At 65.1% G+C, this 16,823-nt stretch carries 20 protein-coding genes; 8 read left to right on the top strand and 12 right to left on the bottom strand.

Annotated features, from left to right (window positions below; genetic code table 11):
* Nucleotides 1-55 precede the first annotated feature (55 nt).
* The 11 genes from SAMIE_RS13770 to flgB all read right to left on the bottom strand — a co-directional run bounded on the left by SAMIE_RS13770 (nucleotide 56) and on the right by flgB (nucleotide 8,358).
* Nucleotides 56-901 (bottom strand): flagellin, encoded by an 846-nt coding sequence (locus SAMIE_RS13770; RefSeq protein WP_066701557.1) that lies wholly within the window; start codon nucleotides 899-901, stop codon nucleotides 56-58.
* A gap of 17 nt (nucleotides 902-918) precedes the next feature.
* Nucleotides 919-2,253, bottom strand: a complete 1,335-nt coding sequence (flgK, locus tag SAMIE_RS13765) for a flagellar hook-associated protein FlgK (protein ID WP_066701559.1) — start codon at nucleotides 2,251-2,253, stop codon at nucleotides 919-921.
* Nucleotides 2,250-2,588 carry a rod-binding protein gene (locus SAMIE_RS13760; protein ID WP_066701561.1) on the bottom strand — a complete coding sequence of 113 codons (339 nt, stop codon included), beginning with the start codon at nucleotides 2,586-2,588 and terminating at the stop codon, nucleotides 2,250-2,252. Before SAMIE_RS13760 ends, flgK begins: the two co-directional genes overlap by 4 nt.
* Nucleotides 2,588-3,688: a flagellar basal body P-ring protein FlgI gene (locus SAMIE_RS13755; protein WP_066701684.1), complete on the bottom strand. Its 1,101-nt coding sequence runs from the start codon at nucleotides 3,686-3,688 to the stop codon at nucleotides 2,588-2,590. Before SAMIE_RS13755 ends, SAMIE_RS13760 begins: the two co-directional genes overlap by 1 nt.
* Before the next feature lie 19 nt (nucleotides 3,689-3,707).
* Nucleotides 3,708-4,385 (bottom strand): flagellar basal body L-ring protein FlgH, encoded by a 678-nt coding sequence (locus tag SAMIE_RS13750; RefSeq protein ID WP_066701563.1) that lies wholly within the window; start codon nucleotides 4,383-4,385, stop codon nucleotides 3,708-3,710.
* Nucleotides 4,386-4,395: 10 nt separating this feature from the next.
* Entirely contained in the window at nucleotides 4,396-5,184 is a 789-nt protein-coding gene (gene flgG / locus SAMIE_RS13745; RefSeq protein ID WP_066701565.1) for a flagellar basal-body rod protein FlgG, read from the bottom strand.
* Nucleotides 5,185-5,270: 86 nt separating this feature from the next.
* Nucleotides 5,271-6,014, bottom strand: a complete 744-nt coding sequence (locus tag SAMIE_RS13740) for a flagellar basal body rod protein FlgF (protein WP_066701567.1) — start codon at nucleotides 6,012-6,014, stop codon at nucleotides 5,271-5,273.
* A gap of 24 nt (nucleotides 6,015-6,038) precedes the next feature.
* Complete coding sequence (locus SAMIE_RS13735) at nucleotides 6,039-6,884, bottom strand: flagellar hook-basal body complex protein (protein WP_066701569.1); 846 nt, start codon at nucleotides 6,882-6,884, stop codon at nucleotides 6,039-6,041.
* A gap of 39 nt (nucleotides 6,885-6,923) precedes the next feature.
* Nucleotides 6,924-7,580 carry a flagellar hook assembly protein FlgD gene (locus SAMIE_RS13730; RefSeq protein WP_066701571.1) on the bottom strand — a complete coding sequence of 219 codons (657 nt, stop codon included), beginning with the start codon at nucleotides 7,578-7,580 and terminating at the stop codon, nucleotides 6,924-6,926.
* Nucleotides 7,577-7,987, bottom strand: a complete 411-nt coding sequence (gene flgC, locus SAMIE_RS13725) for a flagellar basal body rod protein FlgC (protein WP_066701577.1) — start codon at nucleotides 7,985-7,987, stop codon at nucleotides 7,577-7,579. Before flgC ends, SAMIE_RS13730 begins: the two co-directional genes overlap by 4 nt.
* Nucleotides 7,988-7,989: 2 nt before the next feature.
* Entirely contained in the window at nucleotides 7,990-8,358 is a 369-nt protein-coding gene (gene flgB / locus SAMIE_RS13720; RefSeq protein ID WP_066701686.1) for a flagellar basal body rod protein FlgB, read from the bottom strand.
* Between the two features lie 255 nt (nucleotides 8,359-8,613).
* Here flgB and SAMIE_RS13715 point away from each other — a divergent pair, with 255 nt between their 5' ends.
* The 8 genes from SAMIE_RS13715 to SAMIE_RS13680 all read left to right on the top strand — a co-directional run bounded on the left by SAMIE_RS13715 (nucleotide 8,614) and on the right by SAMIE_RS13680 (nucleotide 14,878).
* The gene (locus SAMIE_RS13715) at nucleotides 8,614-9,279 is read left to right on the top strand and encodes a motility protein A (RefSeq protein WP_083952556.1); all 666 of its coding nucleotides are present in this window, start codon (nucleotides 8,614-8,616) and stop codon (nucleotides 9,277-9,279) included.
* Nucleotides 9,276-9,767, top strand: coding sequence for an OmpA/MotB family protein (locus SAMIE_RS13710; protein ID WP_066701581.1), 492 nt, complete (start codon nucleotides 9,276-9,278; stop codon nucleotides 9,765-9,767). Before SAMIE_RS13715 ends, SAMIE_RS13710 begins: the two co-directional genes overlap by 4 nt.
* A gap of 66 nt (nucleotides 9,768-9,833) precedes the next feature.
* A complete protein-coding gene (locus SAMIE_RS13705; protein WP_066701583.1) occupies nucleotides 9,834-10,412 on the top strand; it encodes a flagella basal body P-ring formation protein FlgA in 579 nt (192 codons plus the stop codon).
* A gap of 44 nt (nucleotides 10,413-10,456) precedes the next feature.
* A complete protein-coding gene (gene flgM, locus SAMIE_RS13700) occupies nucleotides 10,457-10,729 on the top strand; it encodes a flagellar biosynthesis anti-sigma factor FlgM (protein WP_066701585.1) in 273 nt (90 codons plus the stop codon).
* A 5-nt stretch (nucleotides 10,730-10,734) separates the two neighbouring features.
* Entirely contained in the window at nucleotides 10,735-11,043 is a 309-nt protein-coding gene (locus tag SAMIE_RS13695) for a hypothetical protein (RefSeq protein WP_066701587.1), read from the top strand.
* Between the two features lie 170 nt (nucleotides 11,044-11,213).
* Nucleotides 11,214-12,002, top strand: a complete 789-nt coding sequence (locus SAMIE_RS13690; RefSeq protein WP_126516848.1) for a lysozyme family protein — start codon at nucleotides 11,214-11,216, stop codon at nucleotides 12,000-12,002.
* A 9-nt stretch (nucleotides 12,003-12,011) separates the two neighbouring features.
* Nucleotides 12,012-14,132: a flagellar biosynthesis protein FlhA gene (gene flhA / locus SAMIE_RS13685; protein WP_066701591.1), complete on the top strand. Its 2,121-nt coding sequence runs from the start codon at nucleotides 12,012-12,014 to the stop codon at nucleotides 14,130-14,132.
* Between the two features lie 14 nt (nucleotides 14,133-14,146).
* Nucleotides 14,147-14,878 (top strand): sigma-70 family RNA polymerase sigma factor, encoded by a 732-nt coding sequence (locus tag SAMIE_RS13680; RefSeq protein WP_066701593.1) that lies wholly within the window; start codon nucleotides 14,147-14,149, stop codon nucleotides 14,876-14,878.
* 22 nt (nucleotides 14,879-14,900) lie between these two features.
* Here the strand turns inward: SAMIE_RS13680 and mdoH are convergent, their stop codons facing one another.
* Nucleotides 14,901-16,781, bottom strand: a complete 1,881-nt coding sequence (gene mdoH, locus SAMIE_RS13675; protein ID WP_066701595.1) for a glucans biosynthesis glucosyltransferase MdoH — start codon at nucleotides 16,779-16,781, stop codon at nucleotides 14,901-14,903.
* Nucleotides 16,782-16,823: the final 42 nt, after the last annotated feature.

Genomic DNA, 16,823 nt, shown 5'->3' with positions numbered 1-16,823 from the left:
TGGTTAATACGGACTGGTTAGCGTCCGGTTTAGGACCGGCGATTCTTTTTGCCGGTCAGTTGATGAGGTCGAACAGCGTCTGCTTGTTGATCCGTGCGAAAGCCGACTGCGCCGCTTCGAGCTGAAGCAGTTGCGACTGGACGCGGGAGATGACTTCCTGAAGGTCGGTCGATTCCAGAGCGCCCTGACGCTCCTTCAGGTTGATGTCGACTTCGGTGAGACGGTTGCCCACCGTTTCCAGCCGATCCGCCCGCACGCCCTGCTTTGCCTGTTCGACCGTGATATGGCCCTGCGCCGCCTGCACGCCTTTCAGCGCTGCGGCGACATCGGTATCGGTGCCGGTCTGGAGCGCGGTGATGCTCTGCTGGAAGATCGCGTCGATCGACATGGCGGTGCCGTTGACGTCGATGCCTTCGGACACTTCCTGCCTCGTCCCCGCCACCGACAGGTTGAGGCCGCGGCTGACCGGAACCAGAACGCTCTGCCCGTCGTCGAACACGGACGTGCCCTGATAATCTTTCTGGTTCAGCAATTCGTTGACCGTAGTGCGCAGCGTCGACATTTTCTCGACGAAGGCGGCGCGGCTGGTGTCGTTCAGCGAACCGTTACGCGCGTTCGTCATCAGTTCCTGCGCCTGCACCAGCAGGTTGTTGATTTCGTTCAGATTGGCTTCCGCGTTGCTGGCGCGGGTGGTGCCATATTTGACATTGTCCTGCCATGCGGCCTGCTGCGCCTGCGACCGGCCCACTTCCGACAACTGGACCCAGGACAGCACATCCTGCGAAGGCTTGGTCAGCGTGACGCCGCTGGAAATCGCCGTCTGCCCGTCAACGATGCTCTGCGACAGTTGCTGCTGGCGGCGCATTTCGGCGACGATGATCTTGTTGGTGATGCCTACCATGATTCGTCCTTCCCCTGTCAACTGATCCGAAGGATCGAATCGACTACATCTTTGGCGACCTGAATGATCTTCGCGCTCGCCGAATAGGCTTGCTGGATGCGCAGAAGGTCTGCGGCCTCCATGTCGAGATCGACGCCGCTCACCGATTCGCGCGCAGCCACCGCCTGATCGTTACGGCTGGTCGCCGTGTCGCTTTCCGCCTTGGTCGACGCCAGCAGATTGGCATGCGCGGTGATGATGCCGGTCCAGCCCTGCTCGACGCTGCCATTGCCGCGCAGCGCGGACGTGACGGTGAGGAGATTTCCGTTGAGCGTCCCGTCCGCGGACCGCGTCGCAAGGTCGACCGGGTCGGTGATGAGCGTCGCAAGGGTCGCAGCGGTGGTGCCGGACAGCAGAGCGCCGCCCGCCTGCCCCGCATCCGTCAGACCCTGCGCGTGCCAGGTGTTGAGGTCGGTCACGAACTTCGCCGCGAGCGTGTCGAGATCGGCCCGCCGGTCCGCAACGGTCGACGCAGCCGAGAAATAGCCGCCCAGCTTGCCGCTGCCCGGCGCGCCGAGCGCGGTGCCGTCGGCGAGACTGAACGCCAGCGTGCCGTTCGCGTTGGTGTCGACGGCAACGCTCGTCGCTGTGTTGCCGGTGACGAGCGCCTGGCCGCCATAGGTGATTTCCGCACTGTCGTGCGCACCGAAGCTGATCGTAACGTTGAGATTTTCGGAAAGCGCGGCAAGTGCGGAATCGCGGCCGTCGAGCAATTGCGCATAGGCAGACGTGCCCGGCCGCGCGCGCAGCAGGCTGTTGTTGATGTCGGCGAGCGCGGAGAGCGACGCGTTGATGCTCTCGACCGAACTGCGCGCTTCGGTCGCGATGCCCGTGGAGACGTTCTGAAGATCGCCCGCCGTCTGGTTGAAGGCCTGCGTCACGCGGCTGATGCTGTCTATGGTGGTGACGCGCAGCGACTTGTCGTTCGGGCTGGCGGCCAGTTTCTCCATATTCTGATACATGCCAGCCATCAGCTTGCCGATGCCGGTGCCTGTGTCGTTGAGCGCGGTTTCTGCGTCCGTCAGCCAGCGCAGCCGCGCCGAAGCGCTGCCCAGCGCCATGCCGGTCGAGCGCACGGTCGAATCGAGATAGGGATCGGTCGCGCGGTTGATGCTCAGCACCTGCGTGCCGCCGAAATTGGCGTTCGACACATAGGTCGCCATGGTCGCCGTCGATGCGCCCGATTCCCCCGTCGTCGCCGATCGCCGCGCATAGCCCGTCGTGCTCGCGTTGGAGATATTTTCCGAAATCGCGGCCATCGCTGTGCGGTAGGCCTTGGTGCCCGACGCACCGATGATGAAGAGGTCGCTCATGCGCCTTCAGCCGCAGCCGGGGCGTCCGGCGCTGCCGGTGACGGTGGGGCAGGCGAGGCAGCGACGCGGCTGCCGAACTGCTGAATCAACAGCTCGGCAATGCCCATCGCGCCCTTTGACGCCATGCTGTCTGCGGTGCGGGCGTCGGCCATGTCCTGAAACTGCTGCGTCGCGCTCGAATCGCTGATGCCTTCCGCAAGGCTGGCCGAGCGCATCGCGCCGATCATCTGGCGCAGGAACACAGCCTCGAACTGCTGCGCGACTTTTTCGAGCGCAGCCTTGCCGCTGTTGGCGGGAGCGGGCGTCGCGCCCGGCGAAATCTTTGCAACCTGCATCACAGCACCACCAGTTCAGCCTTGAGTGCGCCAGCCTGCTTGAGTGCTTCCAGGATCGCGACCATGTCTGCGGGGGAAGCGCCTATGGCGTTCACCGCCTTGACTATATCGGCCAGCGACGCCCCACCTTTAAAATTAATCATGGGCTTCTTCTGCTCGTCGATGCTGATGCTGCTCGACTGCTCGGTCGCGGTGCGGCCCTGGCTGAAGGGCGCGGGCTGCACGACGCGGGGGCTTTCGTTGACGCTGACCGTGATCTTGCCGTGCGCGATGGCGGCGGGGTGGATCTTCACCGCGCCGTTGATGACGACGGTGCCGGTGCGGGCGTTGACGATGACCTTGGCCGGCGCGTCTGCGGGCGACACTTCGATATTCTCGATCATGCCCATCATCATGATGCGGCTTTCCGCGCCCTGCGGCGCATTGACCGCGATCGAAACCGCATCGACTGCGCTCGCGCGCTTGTCTCCGAAGGCGCGGTTGATGCCGTCCGCCACGCGCAGCGCGGTGGTCAGGTCGGCTTCGGAAAGGTTGAACGTCAGCGTGGGCGCGGTGTCGAAGCCGGTGGCGACCGCGCGCTCGACCGTAGCTCCGCCCGGAATGCGCCCGGCGGACGGGACGTTCACCGAGACCTGACTGCCGTCCGCGCCTGAAACGCCGAGACCGCCGACGGCAAGATTGCCCTGCGCCATGGCGTAGATTTCGTTATCGGCACCGCGCAGCGGTGTCATGATGAGCGTGCCGCCGCGCAGCGACTTGGCCTTGCCCAGCGCCGAAACGGTCACGTCCAGCCGCTGACCGGGCTTGGAGAATGCGGGGAGGTCCGCCGTCACCAGCACCGCTGCCGCATTCTTGAGCGCCGGATTGACGCCCTGCGGCAGCGTAAGGCCGAAGCGCGAGACGACGCCCTTCATGCCCTCGGTCGCATATTGGATGCTGTCGTCGCCCGTTCCGGCGAGACCCACGACGATGCCGTAGCCGGTAAGCTGGTTGGGCCGCACCCCCTGAAAGGTGCCAAGATCCTTGACCCTTTCGGCATGGGCGACAGGCGCCCCGATCAGGACGAAGGCAGCGAGGATAAGGCGCAGGAGGCGGATCATGATGCTGTCCAAATCCTCGTCAGAAGGGGCTGATGGCCGAGAAGAAACGCTGGAGCCAGCCCTGCCGGCTCGCATTCGCGATCTCGCCCTTGCCCTTGTAGATGATCTTCGCGTCGGCCACGCGGGTCGAAGCGATGCGGTTGTCGGGCGCGATGTCGGCTTGGCGGACGAGGCCGCTGAGCTGGATATATTCGTCGCCCCGGTTGAGCGTCAGCGCCTTTTCGCCCTTCACCATCATGGTGCCGTTGGGATAGACCGCCGCGATCGTCACCGTGATTTCGCCCGACAGCGCGTTGGACTGGCTCGCCCCGCCCTTGCCAGTGAAACTGTTGGTGCCGCCTGCCGCTACATCGCTGGCGGAGAACAGCTTGGAGAAGATGCCGGTGGTCGGCGGCGTCAGGCCGATGGAGCCGTTGCGGGCCGTGTCGGCGCTGGTGCTCTTGGTCGCCTGCGTCCGTTCGACGAGGACGATGGTGATGATGTCGCCGACGCTGGTCGCCCGCGCGCCGCTGGTCAGCGGCGTGTAGCCCATCGACGCCTGAAAGATGGAGCCGTTCGCCGGTGCGGCGGCCGGCTGAGCGACGACGGTCGGCGCGTAATAGTCGCGTTCGATGTCGCGCTTCTTGCGGCCCGCGTCGGCTGGCGCGGCGGCCAGCGCGAGGGCCGAAGCGGCGATGAGAAGGGAAGTGAGGCGCATCTGTCAGCCCTCAGATATTCTGGTTGGCGTACTGGAGCATTTCGTCCGTCGCCTTGATCATCTTGCTGTTCACCTCATAGGCGCGCTGCGTCTCGATCATGTCGACCAGTTCCTCGACGATGTTGACGTTCGAGGTTTCGAGGAAACCGGAGCGGATAACGCCGCGGCCTTCGAGACCCGCGACGCCCACCTGCGGTGTGCCGCTGGCGGCCGTCTCGACGAGCAGGTTGCCGCCCAGCGACTGAAGGCCCGCCGGGTTCATGAAGCTTGCGACTTCGATCTGGCCGAGCTGGCTCGGTTCGCTCTGACCCTGCAGCGTCGCGGAGATCGTGCCGTCATTGCCGACCGACACCGAAGTCGCACCCTGCGGCACAGTGATCTGAGGAATCAGCGGCAGCCCTTCCGACGTGACGACCGTGCCTTCGGCGCTGACGCTGAAATTGCCCGCGCGGGTATAGGCGATGGAACCGTCCGGGCGCTGCACCTGAAAATAGCCCGACCCCTCGATTGCCATGTCGAGCGTGTTGCCGGTCTGGTTCAGCGTCCCCTGCGTGTTGATCTTGCTGGTGCCCTGAAGCGCGACGCCCGACCCCAGATTGAGGCCGTTGGCGAACTTGTTCTCGCTGTCGCTGTTCGCGCCTGCCTGAATGATCTGCTGATAGGCCAGCGTCTCGAAATCGGCGCGGTCCTTTTTGAAGCCGGTCGTGTTGACGTTCGCCAGATTGTTGGCGATCACGCGCATCTTCGTGTTCTGCGCGTCGAGGCCGGTGCGGGCGACATGAAGGGCGGCGTTGCTCATCGTGACATCTCCAGGGTGCGGCCCTCAGGCGGGCTGCTCATGCACGCATCTAAGCAAGAGGCGTGCCAAAATTAACCATCTGCCGTTCAGCTATCGAGGCGCATCAGCGAAGCGCCGCCATCGTCAAGCTGCTTGGCGGTGTCGATCATCTTGATCTGCGTTTCATAGGCGCGGCTGGCCTCGATCATCTGGATAAGGGCGGTGGTCGCATTGACGTTCGATCCTTCGAGCGATCCAGACGTCACGGTCGCGAGCGGGTCTGAGGGGAGGGCGCCGCCATTGACTTCGCGGAACAGCCCGTCCTTGCCCTTGGCGATGCCCGAACCTGCGGCATTGACGAGCTTGAGCTTGTCGACCTGCTGCGGGTTTGCGGGATCGCCGCCCTGCGGCACGCCCCAGATGCTGCCATCCTGCGCGATGGAGACGCTGTCCATCTGCGGCAGGACGATGGGTCCGCCTTCGCCCAGAACGGCAAGGCCGTCGCCGGTGGTCAGGAGGCCGCTGTCCGTGACCTTGAGGTCGCCGCGGCGCGTATAGGCTTCGCTGCCGTCCTCGGCCTGGACAGTGAGCAGTGCGTCCCCGTCCATGGCCACGTCGAGCGGATTGCCGGTAGAAGTGACCGCGCCTTGCGCCATGTCGGCGGCGATCACCTGTTCGGACGCCTGTGCCCGTGTGTCGAAGGTATCGCCCTTGATCCAGCGTGTCTCGGCATTCGCCACTTCGGCGCGGAAGCCGACAGTGTTGACGTTCGCGAGATTGTTCGCGACCGACGCCTGCCGCGCCATCGCGCCGCGCATGGCGGTAAGAGCCGTGTTGACGAGCCGATCCATAGGCGATTCCTTCTATTGCGGCTTTTACGTGCGCATGTTGACGATGGTGGTGGTCAGCGTGTTCGCTGCCTCGATCGCCTTGCTGTTCGCCTGGAAATTGCGCTGCGCCGCGATCAGCGCGACCAGTTCGTCGGTAATATCGACGTTGGAACGTTCCAGCGAGCCGGAGTTGACCGATCCATACATGCCCTGATTGGCGGTGCCGAAGATCGGGCTGCCGCTCGCGACCGTCGCGGACCAGTGGGCATTACCCTGCTGGCGCAGACCTTCCATGCTGTTGAACGAAGCCATCGCGACCTGACCCAGATAGCGGGTAGTGCCATCCGCATAGATCGCCGAAACCAGACCGGCCTTGTTCACGCCGACGCTGGTGAGCTGAGGCCCGTTGGCGACACCGTCCAGCGTGGTGGGAATTTGCAGATCGGTCAGGTCGGCCGGGGTCGTGGCGCTGGTCGGAGCGGCGGTCAATGTGCCGGTCTGCGGATCGACCGCCAGAACCTGCATGCGCGCGCCGGTCGTGTCGACGGCATAGCGGTCGTCATCGACGGCGAACGCGCCGTTGCGGGTGTAGCCGACCGTGCCGTCGGCCGCCTTGACGGTGAAGAAGCCTTCGCCGGTGATGGCGAGGTCCAGCGTCTTGTCCGTGGTTTCGATCGTGCCCTGCGTATATTGCTGGTTGATGCCCAGAACGCGGACGCCCTGACCCGCGACCTGATGCGTGGTCTGCATCGGCGATGCGGCGAAGATGTCGCCGAACTGCGCCTTGCTCTTCTTGAAGGCGGTCGAGTTCACGTTGGCGACGTTGTTGGAGATGGTCGACAGGTCGGCTTGCGCGCCCTTGAGACCGGAAAGCGAGACGTAGAAGGACATGGCGTTGCTCCTTGGGTGAAAAGGATGGGTTGAAAGACGTTACATGAGGCTCAGCGCGTCGGACGGGCTGTAGCTGCCGAGCGCGGTGATGAGTTTGGAAGAGGAACCGTCGGCGGGGGACTGGACCGCCGCGATGGTGGCCCAGGTCGCGACCTTGCTGGGGCTGGCGCCGTTGACCTTCACCTGAAGCGCCGAGGTGGCGAGCGTTTCGCCCGCGTCATTCTTGCCGTTCCAGTAGAAGGTGACGTCGCCGGCCGCCTGCGGTCCCATTTCGATGGTCTTGACCGTGTTGCCGGCGGCATCGACCAGATCAATGGAGGCGCCTTCGACGGCCTTGGTCAGGGTGATCTGCCCGGCATAGCCGCCCGCGGCGTCCGGCGCGGCGATGTTGCTCTGGACCAGCATGGACTTGCCGATCCAGCTTGCAGCGTCGCCAAGTCGGCTGCCCGTGAGCTGGCTCGCGAGGTTCTTGAGCGTCGCGTTCATTTCCGCGATGCCCGACGAGTTGGTGATGGTCGCCATCTGCGACACCATCTGCGCGTTGTCGACCGGCTCGAACGGGTCCTGATACTGCATCTGCGCGGTCAGGAGGGTCAGAAAGCTCGCTTGATCCATCGTCGACTTGCCGGTGCCGACATTCTTGTTCGGATTATAGACGGACAGCCCCGCGCTGTCGGTGGCGGTGGTCGTCGTCATTTGCCGATCCTTATGGTTTCCATCATCAGCGATTTGGCGGTGTTCAGCACCTGCACGTTGTTCTGGTACATGCGGGCGGTTTCGATCATGTCGACCAGCTCGGCATTCTCATCGACCGCCGCTTCCCACACATCGCCGTTCGCGTCGGCGAGCGGGTGGTTGGGATCGTGGCGCTTGGTCGGCTGCGCGCTGGTGGTTACGACATTCTTGACCTTCACCGTCGATACGCCCGGCGTGTCGGTAACGCTTTCGAACACCGGCTTGATCGCGCGATAGGCTTCGCCCGCGCTGCCGGTGACGTTGCCCGCATTCGCCATATTGGACGCGGTGGCGTTGAGGCGCACGAGCTGCGCGCTCATGGCGCGGCCGGCGATGTCGAAGACGTTCATGGGCGCATGGTTGCTCATGCTCATTCTCCCTTCAGCGCGCGGTTGATGGTGTTGATGCGGCCCTCAAGAAAAGAGAGAGTGGTGCGATATTTGACCGCATTTTCCGCAAAGAGCGTCTGTTCGGTGCTGAGTTCGACCGTATTGCCGTCGAGGCTGGGCTGAAGCGGGACGCGATAACCCATCGAATCATCGACCGCTTTGGACACGTCGGTCGCCGATCCGCCGTTCCGCGCAGTCGCTTCCTTGAGCGCCGCCTCGAAATCAATGTCGCGCGCCTTGTATCCGGGCGTGGAGGCATTGGCGATGTTGGACGCGAGCAGTGACAGCCGCTGCGACCGCAGCGCCAGCGCCTTCCCGTGTATCCCGAACAGATTGTCTTCGACCGACATGCTCATATTCGCTCTAAAGTTTCACCTTCACCCGCCGTTCTGAAGCCTGATGGCGTCTCCTGCGGGTGATCCAGCCGGTTATCAGCAAGAGCCGTGCCAGTTTGCGTGGGTGACGCATCGGCAAGGCGGCAATCGCTGGAAATCGGCGGCTTTCTGCGTGTGAGCGGCAAGGGCGGCAATTTTCTGCCGCCCGCCGGAAAGATGTTGCCGCGCTCGGTGCGGCGGGAATTTTCGCAAGGTAAGGCGGTGGTCGGAATGGCGTGGCTGGGGCAGTTTTTCGATCCGCTGACGTTGCTGGCCATGTTTGCAGGCATTGTCGCCGTGACCGTCATGCAGAATGGCTGGACGGCCTGGCGCCGCGCCATCGCTTCGCTGCGTCCGCTTTTCTCCGCCGATCCTGCCGCCGACCGGGACGCCGCGCGCAATGCGATGCTGCGGATAGATCAGGTCGCGCAGTTGCGTGGCCTCGCCTGCACCGACAGGGTCCGGACGACCAATCCCTTTTTGGCGGATGCCGCGCGCCGGCTTGCAAACAGTGACCGCGTCGATGCGTTCGAACTCTGGGTCAGTCAGGCGCTGGCCGACCGCGCGCAGCGCCACGGAGCGGTGCACAGGCTATGGTTCTCCATTGCCGATGCCGCGCCCGCGCTCGGCATGGCGGGCACGATCATCGGCCTTGTCGGCATGTTCGCGGCGATGGACGACCCTGCGAAACTCGGCCCTTCGATGGCGCTTGCGCTGCTGACGACCTTTTACGGCGTCGTCATCGCCAACATGATTGCAGCGCCTGTCGCAGCCCGTCTTTCCGACCTTTCGGAGCGCGAGCTTGCCTGGCAGCGCGAAGCGGCCGAGCGGATGCTCGCCATCGCCCGCCGCGAAAGCGCGCCCGCGCGCCGCGCCGCGATCCGCGAAGTCGCATGAGCGCCTCGACTGCCAACGCAGCCGCCCGGCGCAACCGCTGGGCGGTGAGCTTCGCCGATCTGCTGCTTCTCATCCTCGGCTTTTTCGTGATGCTTCAGGCGAGTGGACCGCGCCGCGACGCGATGCTGGCGCAGGTCAGCCGCCAGTTCGGCGGCCGGGCCATGGCGCAGGGCGAGGAGTTGCGCGCCGCCGATCTGTTCGCGCCCGGCGAGGCGCTGTTGACCCCCGCTGGCCATGCGAAGCTGGCCGCCATCGCCCGGCGCTTCAGGCAAGGGAAGGGCGGGATCGACCTGCGCAGCAGTGGCGTCGATGCAGCACACCAGCGTTTCGACGCATGGGATCTTGCCGCCGCCCGGCTGGGCGCGGTCGCCCGCGCACTTCGCGCCGGGGGCATAGCGCAGGATCGCCTGCGCATCCGCGGTCTCGATCAGGCCGACGCCGTTTCGGGCGAAGGACAGCGTATCCGCATCGCTCCCGGCGGGCGCTAGGAAGGACTGGCACGGAATTTGCTTAAAGCGGCGAAAGACTGTCCGACCTTTACCGGAGCCAGGCCCGTGATCCGCTTCTCTTACGTCCTTCTCGTCGCAGCCGCGCTGACAGGCGCTCAGTCCGCCACCGCGCAGGCTCCGCAGAAATTCGAAAATCTCGACAGGATCGACAGCCTCGTCGCCATGACCGTTGGCGCGAACCTCGGCGAACCGGGCGGACCCGCTGCGCCGGTCGACCGCCGCCTGCGCCTCGCCGCCTGTCCCGTGACGCCGAGCGTCGAAGGCCCGGTCTTCGGCGCGGCGATGGTGAAGTGCGATGCGCTAGGCTGGCGCATCCGCGTGCCGCTGGTCGCCGGAGCCGCCGCTGCCGCGTCCGGCCCGCTGCCCCGCGCGGCCGCGGCACCCGCGAACCGCTTCGCCCGCCCCGTTGCCGCTGCTCTGAAGGAAGCCGTCGTGCGCAAGGGCGATCCCGTGCAACTGATGGCTGGCAATGCGGCCTTCAGCGTGTCACGCATGATGCTGGCGGACGAGGATGGCGCCCTGGGCGACACGATCCGCGTGCGCGAGGACAAGAAAAGCGCGCCCATTTTTGCGCAGGTTGTCGAAATGGGCGTGGTGCGGATACCAGGATTTAATGATTTTTGAACTTGTCCGTTATAGTCATGAGGGACGAGTGAAGGATTTACCCGATGATTAATTCCGTTGGCCAGGGCATCAGCAGCGCGATCGGCGCGAACAGCCTGCGCGAAACCGGCAAGGCCCGTGCCTCTTCGACCGGCAGCGCAAGCGCGCCCGCTTCGTCGACCGCGTCCGCCAGCCCTGCCGCCCGCATGGCTGCCGAAGGCGCTCCGGTCGATCTCGACCGCATCGCACAGATCAAGGCCGCGATCGCTTCGGGCAACTACCCGGTCGATGCCGACGCCATCGCCGAGCGCATGATCGCGCTCGACCTGCCGGCCTGACAATCATGCCGCTGGGCCTTGCAGCGCTCGACAGCCTCGGCCACGCGTTCGAGGATCTGCGCCGCGTGCTGGGCGGGAACGATCCGCAGGCGATCGAAGCCGCCACCGCGCGCGTTGCGGAAGCCGCCGCCTCGGTGCAAGCCATCGGCGCATGGCGCAGCGATCCGGAGCTGACGGAGCGCCTTCACGCTCTTGCTCCCCTTATCGAAAGCGCACGCATCCGCGTGGCCCTGCTCGCCGATCATGCGGGCCAGCGGCTCTCCGCTCTCGCGGCGCACGGCGCCACCGCCGCGCCGCTGACTTACGGCCGCTGAAGATATTTTTTCATTTCGGGCTAAAGCGGCGCCATCTGGCGCCGTTTTTCGTTCTGCCGGTTCTTTTTCTGAAGCGGCGTTAACCAAATCTTGGCACAAGCCTTGCTCTAATATCCCTGCTAGCAATTGGGGTATTGGGTTCAGTGGCGCTGTTTTCAGGCATATCGGCAATGCAGGGTTCGCCCGGCAATCGCGTGACCAACGCGATCGCCATGGCCAGCCGCCGCACGGGTGTCGACTTCAGCTACCTGCTGGGCCAGGCAAAGATCGAATCGAGCCTTAACCCCACTGCGCGTGCGGCGACATCGTCCGCGACCGGCCTCTATCAGTTCATCGACCAGAGCTGGCTCGCCGTCGTCAACAAGCATGGGTCGGAATATGGCCTCGGCTGGGCGGCCGATGCGATCAAGCAGAGCGGCGGGCGCTATTATGTCGCCGATCCCGATCTGCGGCAGCAGATCCTCGATCTGCGCAAGCATCCCGAAACGGCATCGGTCATGGCGGCGGAACATGCCGCCGACAACAAGGCCTATCTCGAAAGCCGCCTCGGCCGCGAGGCGCAGCCGGTCGACCTTTATCTCGCACATTTTCTGGGCGTGGGCGGCGCGGCCAAATTCCTTTCGGCGCATGACGCCAATCCCGACGCGACCGCCGCCTCGCTGTTTCCGTCCGCGGCGCGCGCCAACCGCTCGATCTTTTACGACAGGTCGGGCAACGCGCGCAGCTTCGCCGAAATCCGCGACCGCTTCGCCGCCAAGCTCCAGAAGGGCAGCGACGCCATTGGCGATCCTGTCCAATATGCCGACGCTTCGCTGCCCGACGGCGCGAAGATGGTTCAGCCCGCCGATTATGTGCGGATCGAAACCCAGCGCCTGAGCGACCAGCCCGACGTGACCGTCGCGCCGCAGCCGCAGACGGCGCGCCTCGCCTATCTCATGCTCGCCACCCTCGGAAGGTAACGGCCCGATATGACGCCTGCTCAGGTCAAATCGAAAATCTGGATGTCGACCGCAAAGGGGGCGGTGCTGCCCTTCGCGACGCTGATGGTCGTAATGTTCATGATGGTGCCGGTGCCGGCGATCATGCTGGACGTGGGGTTCATCACCAACATCATGATTTCGCTCGCGGTGCTGATGGTGGCGCTCAATGCCGCCAAGCCGCTCGACTTCTCCAGTTTTCCGACCGTGCTCCTGTTCGCGACGCTGCTACGGCTTGCGCTCAACGTTGCCTCGACCCGCGTCGTGCTGGTGTCGGGGCATGAAGGATCGGATGCGGCAGGGCAGGTGATCGAGGCATTCGGTCACTTCCTGATCGGCGGCGACTATGTCGTGGGCATCTTCGTCTTCGCGATCCTGATGATCATCAACCTCGTCGTCATCACCAAGGGCGCGGGCCGCGTGTCCGAAGTGTCGGCGCGCTTCACCCTCGACGCGCTGCCCGGCAAGCAGATGGCGATCGACGCCGACCTGAACGCGGGCCTGCTGACGCCAGAGGAAGCCAAGATCCGCCGGCAGGAAGTCGCGACCGAGGCCGACTTCTACGGCTCGATGGACGGCGCCAGCAAGTTCGTGAAGGGCGACGCGGTCGCAGGCATCCTGATCCTCGTCATCAATATCGTCGGCGGCATCATCCTCGGCGTCGTCAGCCACAAACTGCCCATTGGCGAAGCTGCGCAGACCTATGTTGTCCTCGCCATCGGTGACGCGCTGGTGGCGCAGATCCCCGCGCTGCTGCTCTCCATCGCCGCCGCCTCCATCGTCACGCGCGTCAAGAGCGAGCAGGATCTGTCGTCGCAGGTCGCGGGCCAGTTCGGCAGCGGCAAGGCATGGGTGCCCGTCGCTGCGATCCTCGGCTTCCTCGGCGTTCTGCCGGGTATGCCGCACATGATCATCCTGCCCGCCGCCGCCGTTGCTGGCGGCATCGCGTGGCAGTTGCGCAAGGCGAGCCAGAAGAAGGCTGCCGAGCCTGCTCCCTTGCCGCCCGCGCCTAACCCCGCGCTCATCGAATGGGACGATGTATCGGACGGCGCGATTCTGGGCCTCGAAATCGGCTATGGCCTCATCGCCCTCGTCGACGAGCGCAAGGGCGCGCCGCTCATGGCGCGGATCACCGGTATCCGCCGCCAGCTTTCGAAGGAACTGGGCTTTGTCGTGCCGATGGTGCGCGTGAAGGATAATCTCGCGCTCGAACCCAACCAGTATCGCATCACAATCGCCGGAGTCGTCGTGGGCGAGGATGAAATCTGGCCCGAGGATCTGCTCGCGCTCGACAGCGGTGCGCTGGAAGGCACCGTGCAGGGCCGCGCGGCGAAAGACCCCACATTCGGTCTCGATGCGGTCTGGATCAGCCAGGCGACGCGCAGCGAGGCGGTCATCGCCGGCTATACCGTGGTCGATCCGCCGACGGTGGTCGCCACGCACCTCAACCAGCTCATCGCGATGAACGCTGCCGAGATGTTCGGCCTCGACGAAGCGCGCAAGCTGCTCGACAATCTCAAGGACGTTGCGCCCCAGCTCGTCGATGGCCTGACGCCGGGCACGCTCAGCCTGACGCAGATCAGCGCCGTCTGCCGCGCGCTTCTGTCCGAAGGCATCGCGCTCAAGGACTTCCGCCGCATCTGCGAAGCGATGGTCGACGCCGCGCGCCCCGACATGACGCACGAGCAACTGGTGGAGGCGGTGCGCCAGCGCATCGGCGCGCTCATCATTCAGGGGCTGGTGCCCGTAAAGATGCCGCTTCCCGTCATCACGCTCGACGGCGAACTCGAAGCCATGCTGGCGCAGGCGATGCGCGTGGCGGGCGACGCCAAGCATCCGATCGAACCCAGCCTCGCCAATCGCATCGTCGAGCAGGTGGTGAACGCCGCCCGCCCGATCATGGGGCAGGCGCGCAATTTCGCCATCGTCACCTCGCCGGTCGCGCGCCGCGCCCTCGCGCGCCTGTTCAAGCCGCATCTGCCCGAAACGCCGGTGCTGTCCTTCCTGGAAATTCCGGACGGTAAGGGAGTGGAAGTGGTTGCGGTCGTAGGAAACGAATCACGCATCCAGCCGCGGCACGATCCCCTGCCGCAGCGGGAACGGGTCGCCTGAGGGAAAGCTGAGCCATGTATATGAACAAGATCGCGGCCGGTGCCCACACTTATGCCAAGCCTGGGGATAACAGCCCCGAACGGCTCGCCCGCCAATATATGCCGCTGGTGCGCAAGATCGCCTGGCACGTCCATGGCCGCGTTTCGACCGCGATTGAGGTGGAAGACCTGCTTCAGATCGGCATGGTCGCGCTGGTCGAAGCCGCCAACAGTTTCGAGGACCGGGGTCTGGGCTTTGGCGCCTATGCGCAACTGCGCGTGCGCGGCGCGATGATCGACCATCTGCGGCGGCAGGCTACGCTGTGTCGCTCCGCGATGGCCAAGCGCAAGGAACTGGGCAAGGTTCGCAACAGCCTTGAGCAGCGACTGGGGCGCCTCCCCACCGAAGCGGAAATGTCGGCCGAAATGGGCCTCGACCCTTCCGACTTCCGCGAGATCGCCGACAGCGTGGAGATGGTCCAGCATACCAGCATGGACGAGGTCTATTCCGACCAGTCGATGTGGTTCGCCGATGTGGAGGATCGCGCCGATCAGGTGCTGGAACGCGAATCGCTCAAGAAGGCACTGGCCGCCTGCATCGGCGAACTGCCCCAGCGCGAGGCGATGGTGCTCCAGCTCTATTTCGTCGAGGAACTGAACCTTGAGGAAATCGGCCAGACGCTCGACATCGGCGCGGCGCGGGTCTGCCAGATCAAGAAGGCGGCGCTCGACAAGCTGCGCGAAAAACTGCGCGACTGGAACGATTGACCCGCGCGCCTGCGTTGCCGTCTCACTCGTCGTTCGCGGCGAGCACGGGGCGGCTCGCACCCGTGGGCCAGCGGAAGCGGAGCGGGCGATAGCTTTGCGCCTGCCACCATGGGTCGGCAACTTGGAACAGGCCGTGCTCGGCGGCCCAGCGGCCAACGTCCTTTCGCGCTGTCAGCGCCGCCAGTATCGGCGAGGCGAATAGGCCCGCCACCACCGGCAGAGTCCAGCCCAGCGCATCCGCCCGGATCGCCAGCAGCGTGAGGCCCGCGCCCAGCAGCAGATGCCATTTGAACAGCCAGATCGCGCCGCTCATGGCCATGCCGTCGCGGTCGCGGGTCTGGCCGTTCCAGTTGCTCTTGCGGCCCATCAGGATGCCGAACAGGTTGATCGTCTGCGTCAGCATCGCGACCGGGGCCATCAGGATCGACAGCAGGATGTCGGCGATCACCCCCCGCGTCATGCGCAATCCGCCGCCAAACCCTATGCGTCGCGCCGGATCGGCCAGTGCCCAGAGGATCGCGAGGATTTTCGGGCCGAACAGCAATACCGCCGTGACCGCCAGCAGCCCGCCCGAAGGCAGCACCGCCGCCGGTGGCCAAAGTCCGCTCGCCGCTCCGCCCAGCACTACCAGAATGAGTGCGAGCCATAGGGGCGAAGTGCAATAGGCGCTCGCGCCCACCAGAAGCTGGAAGCGGCTCACCGGATGCAGCCCGGCTATCCTGAAGAGCAGCGGGACGTGCTGGATATTGCCCTGACACCAGCGGCGGTCGCGGGTGAACAGGTCCGGCATCGAAGGGGGAAATTCCTCGAAACTGTCGTCGGCTGTGACCATGTGCACATCCCACCCGCGACGGCGCAGCAGCGCGGCTTCCAGCATATCGTGGCTCATGATGTGGCCGCCGAAGGGCGCGCGACCGGGGAGTTCGGGCAGGCCGCAGCTTTCGGCGAAGGCGTGCACGCGCACGATCGCGTTATGGCCCCAGAACATCCCTTCGGACCCCGCCCACCAGATCATCCCCGCGGCGGAAATCGGCCCGAACAGGCGGCTGGCAAATTGCTGCCATCGCGCGAAAAGCGTCGTCGCGCCCATCACCGTGGGCACGGTCTGGATCAGTCCGACATGCGGATGTCGTTCCATGTCGGATGCGAGCCGTGCCATCGTCTGCCCACTCATCACGCTGTCGGCGTCGAGCACGACCATATGGTCATAGCCACCGCCGAACCGCTGCACCCATTCGGCGATATTGCCGGGCTTGCGCCCGACATTGAGGGCACGGCGGCGGTAATGAACCGGGCGGGAAAAGGACGCGCGCATTTCCTGAAAGGCGCGCCGCTCCGCCTCGCCATTTTCCGCGTTGGAATCGGACAGGATGAAAAATTCGAACCGCTCCCCGCCCATCACCTGCGCGAGGCTCCGTTCCATGATCGACAGCCGACCCAGAACGCCGAGAAAATCCTCATTGCACACGGGCAGCAGGATCGCGGTCCGGCCCCGTAGCGGCTCGGACGCCAGCAGCGGGCGAGGGGTGACGCTGCGCCCCTGACCCACCGTCAGCAGCAGGAAGCCGATGGTCGCGGTGGAAAAGCCGAACGCGATCCAGGCGAAGAGCGACACGAAGAGGGCAAGATAGACCCCCTCCATCGCGCTGATGCCGTCGAGACCGATGGAGCGGCGCATTTCATGCGCGGCCATGGCGGCGGGGAGGAGGGCGAGCGCGATCACCAGCAGGCGGCGCGCCCAAATGTCGATGTTGAAGGGACGACCCGTCAGCGCAGGGGGGCGCTCGGCGAAATCCTGCTCGGGCATGTCGAGCGGCTGTTCCGCCGGAACCTCTTCGAACGCCCGCGCCAATGGCTTCTCCCCGGCTGCGGCGCCTGCCGCCGGACCGCCTCCCTGCCTCATATCACAAACACCTGCAACTGACCCGCGCCTTTGAACCATCGC

Origin of the sequence: Sphingobium amiense (assembly GCF_003967075.1) — a bacterium.
Classification (GTDB): domain Bacteria; phylum Pseudomonadota; class Alphaproteobacteria; order Sphingomonadales; family Sphingomonadaceae; genus Sphingobium; species Sphingobium amiense.
The sequence above is the reverse complement of the archived record's forward strand: the minus strand, read 5'-3'. Positions and strand labels throughout refer to the sequence as shown.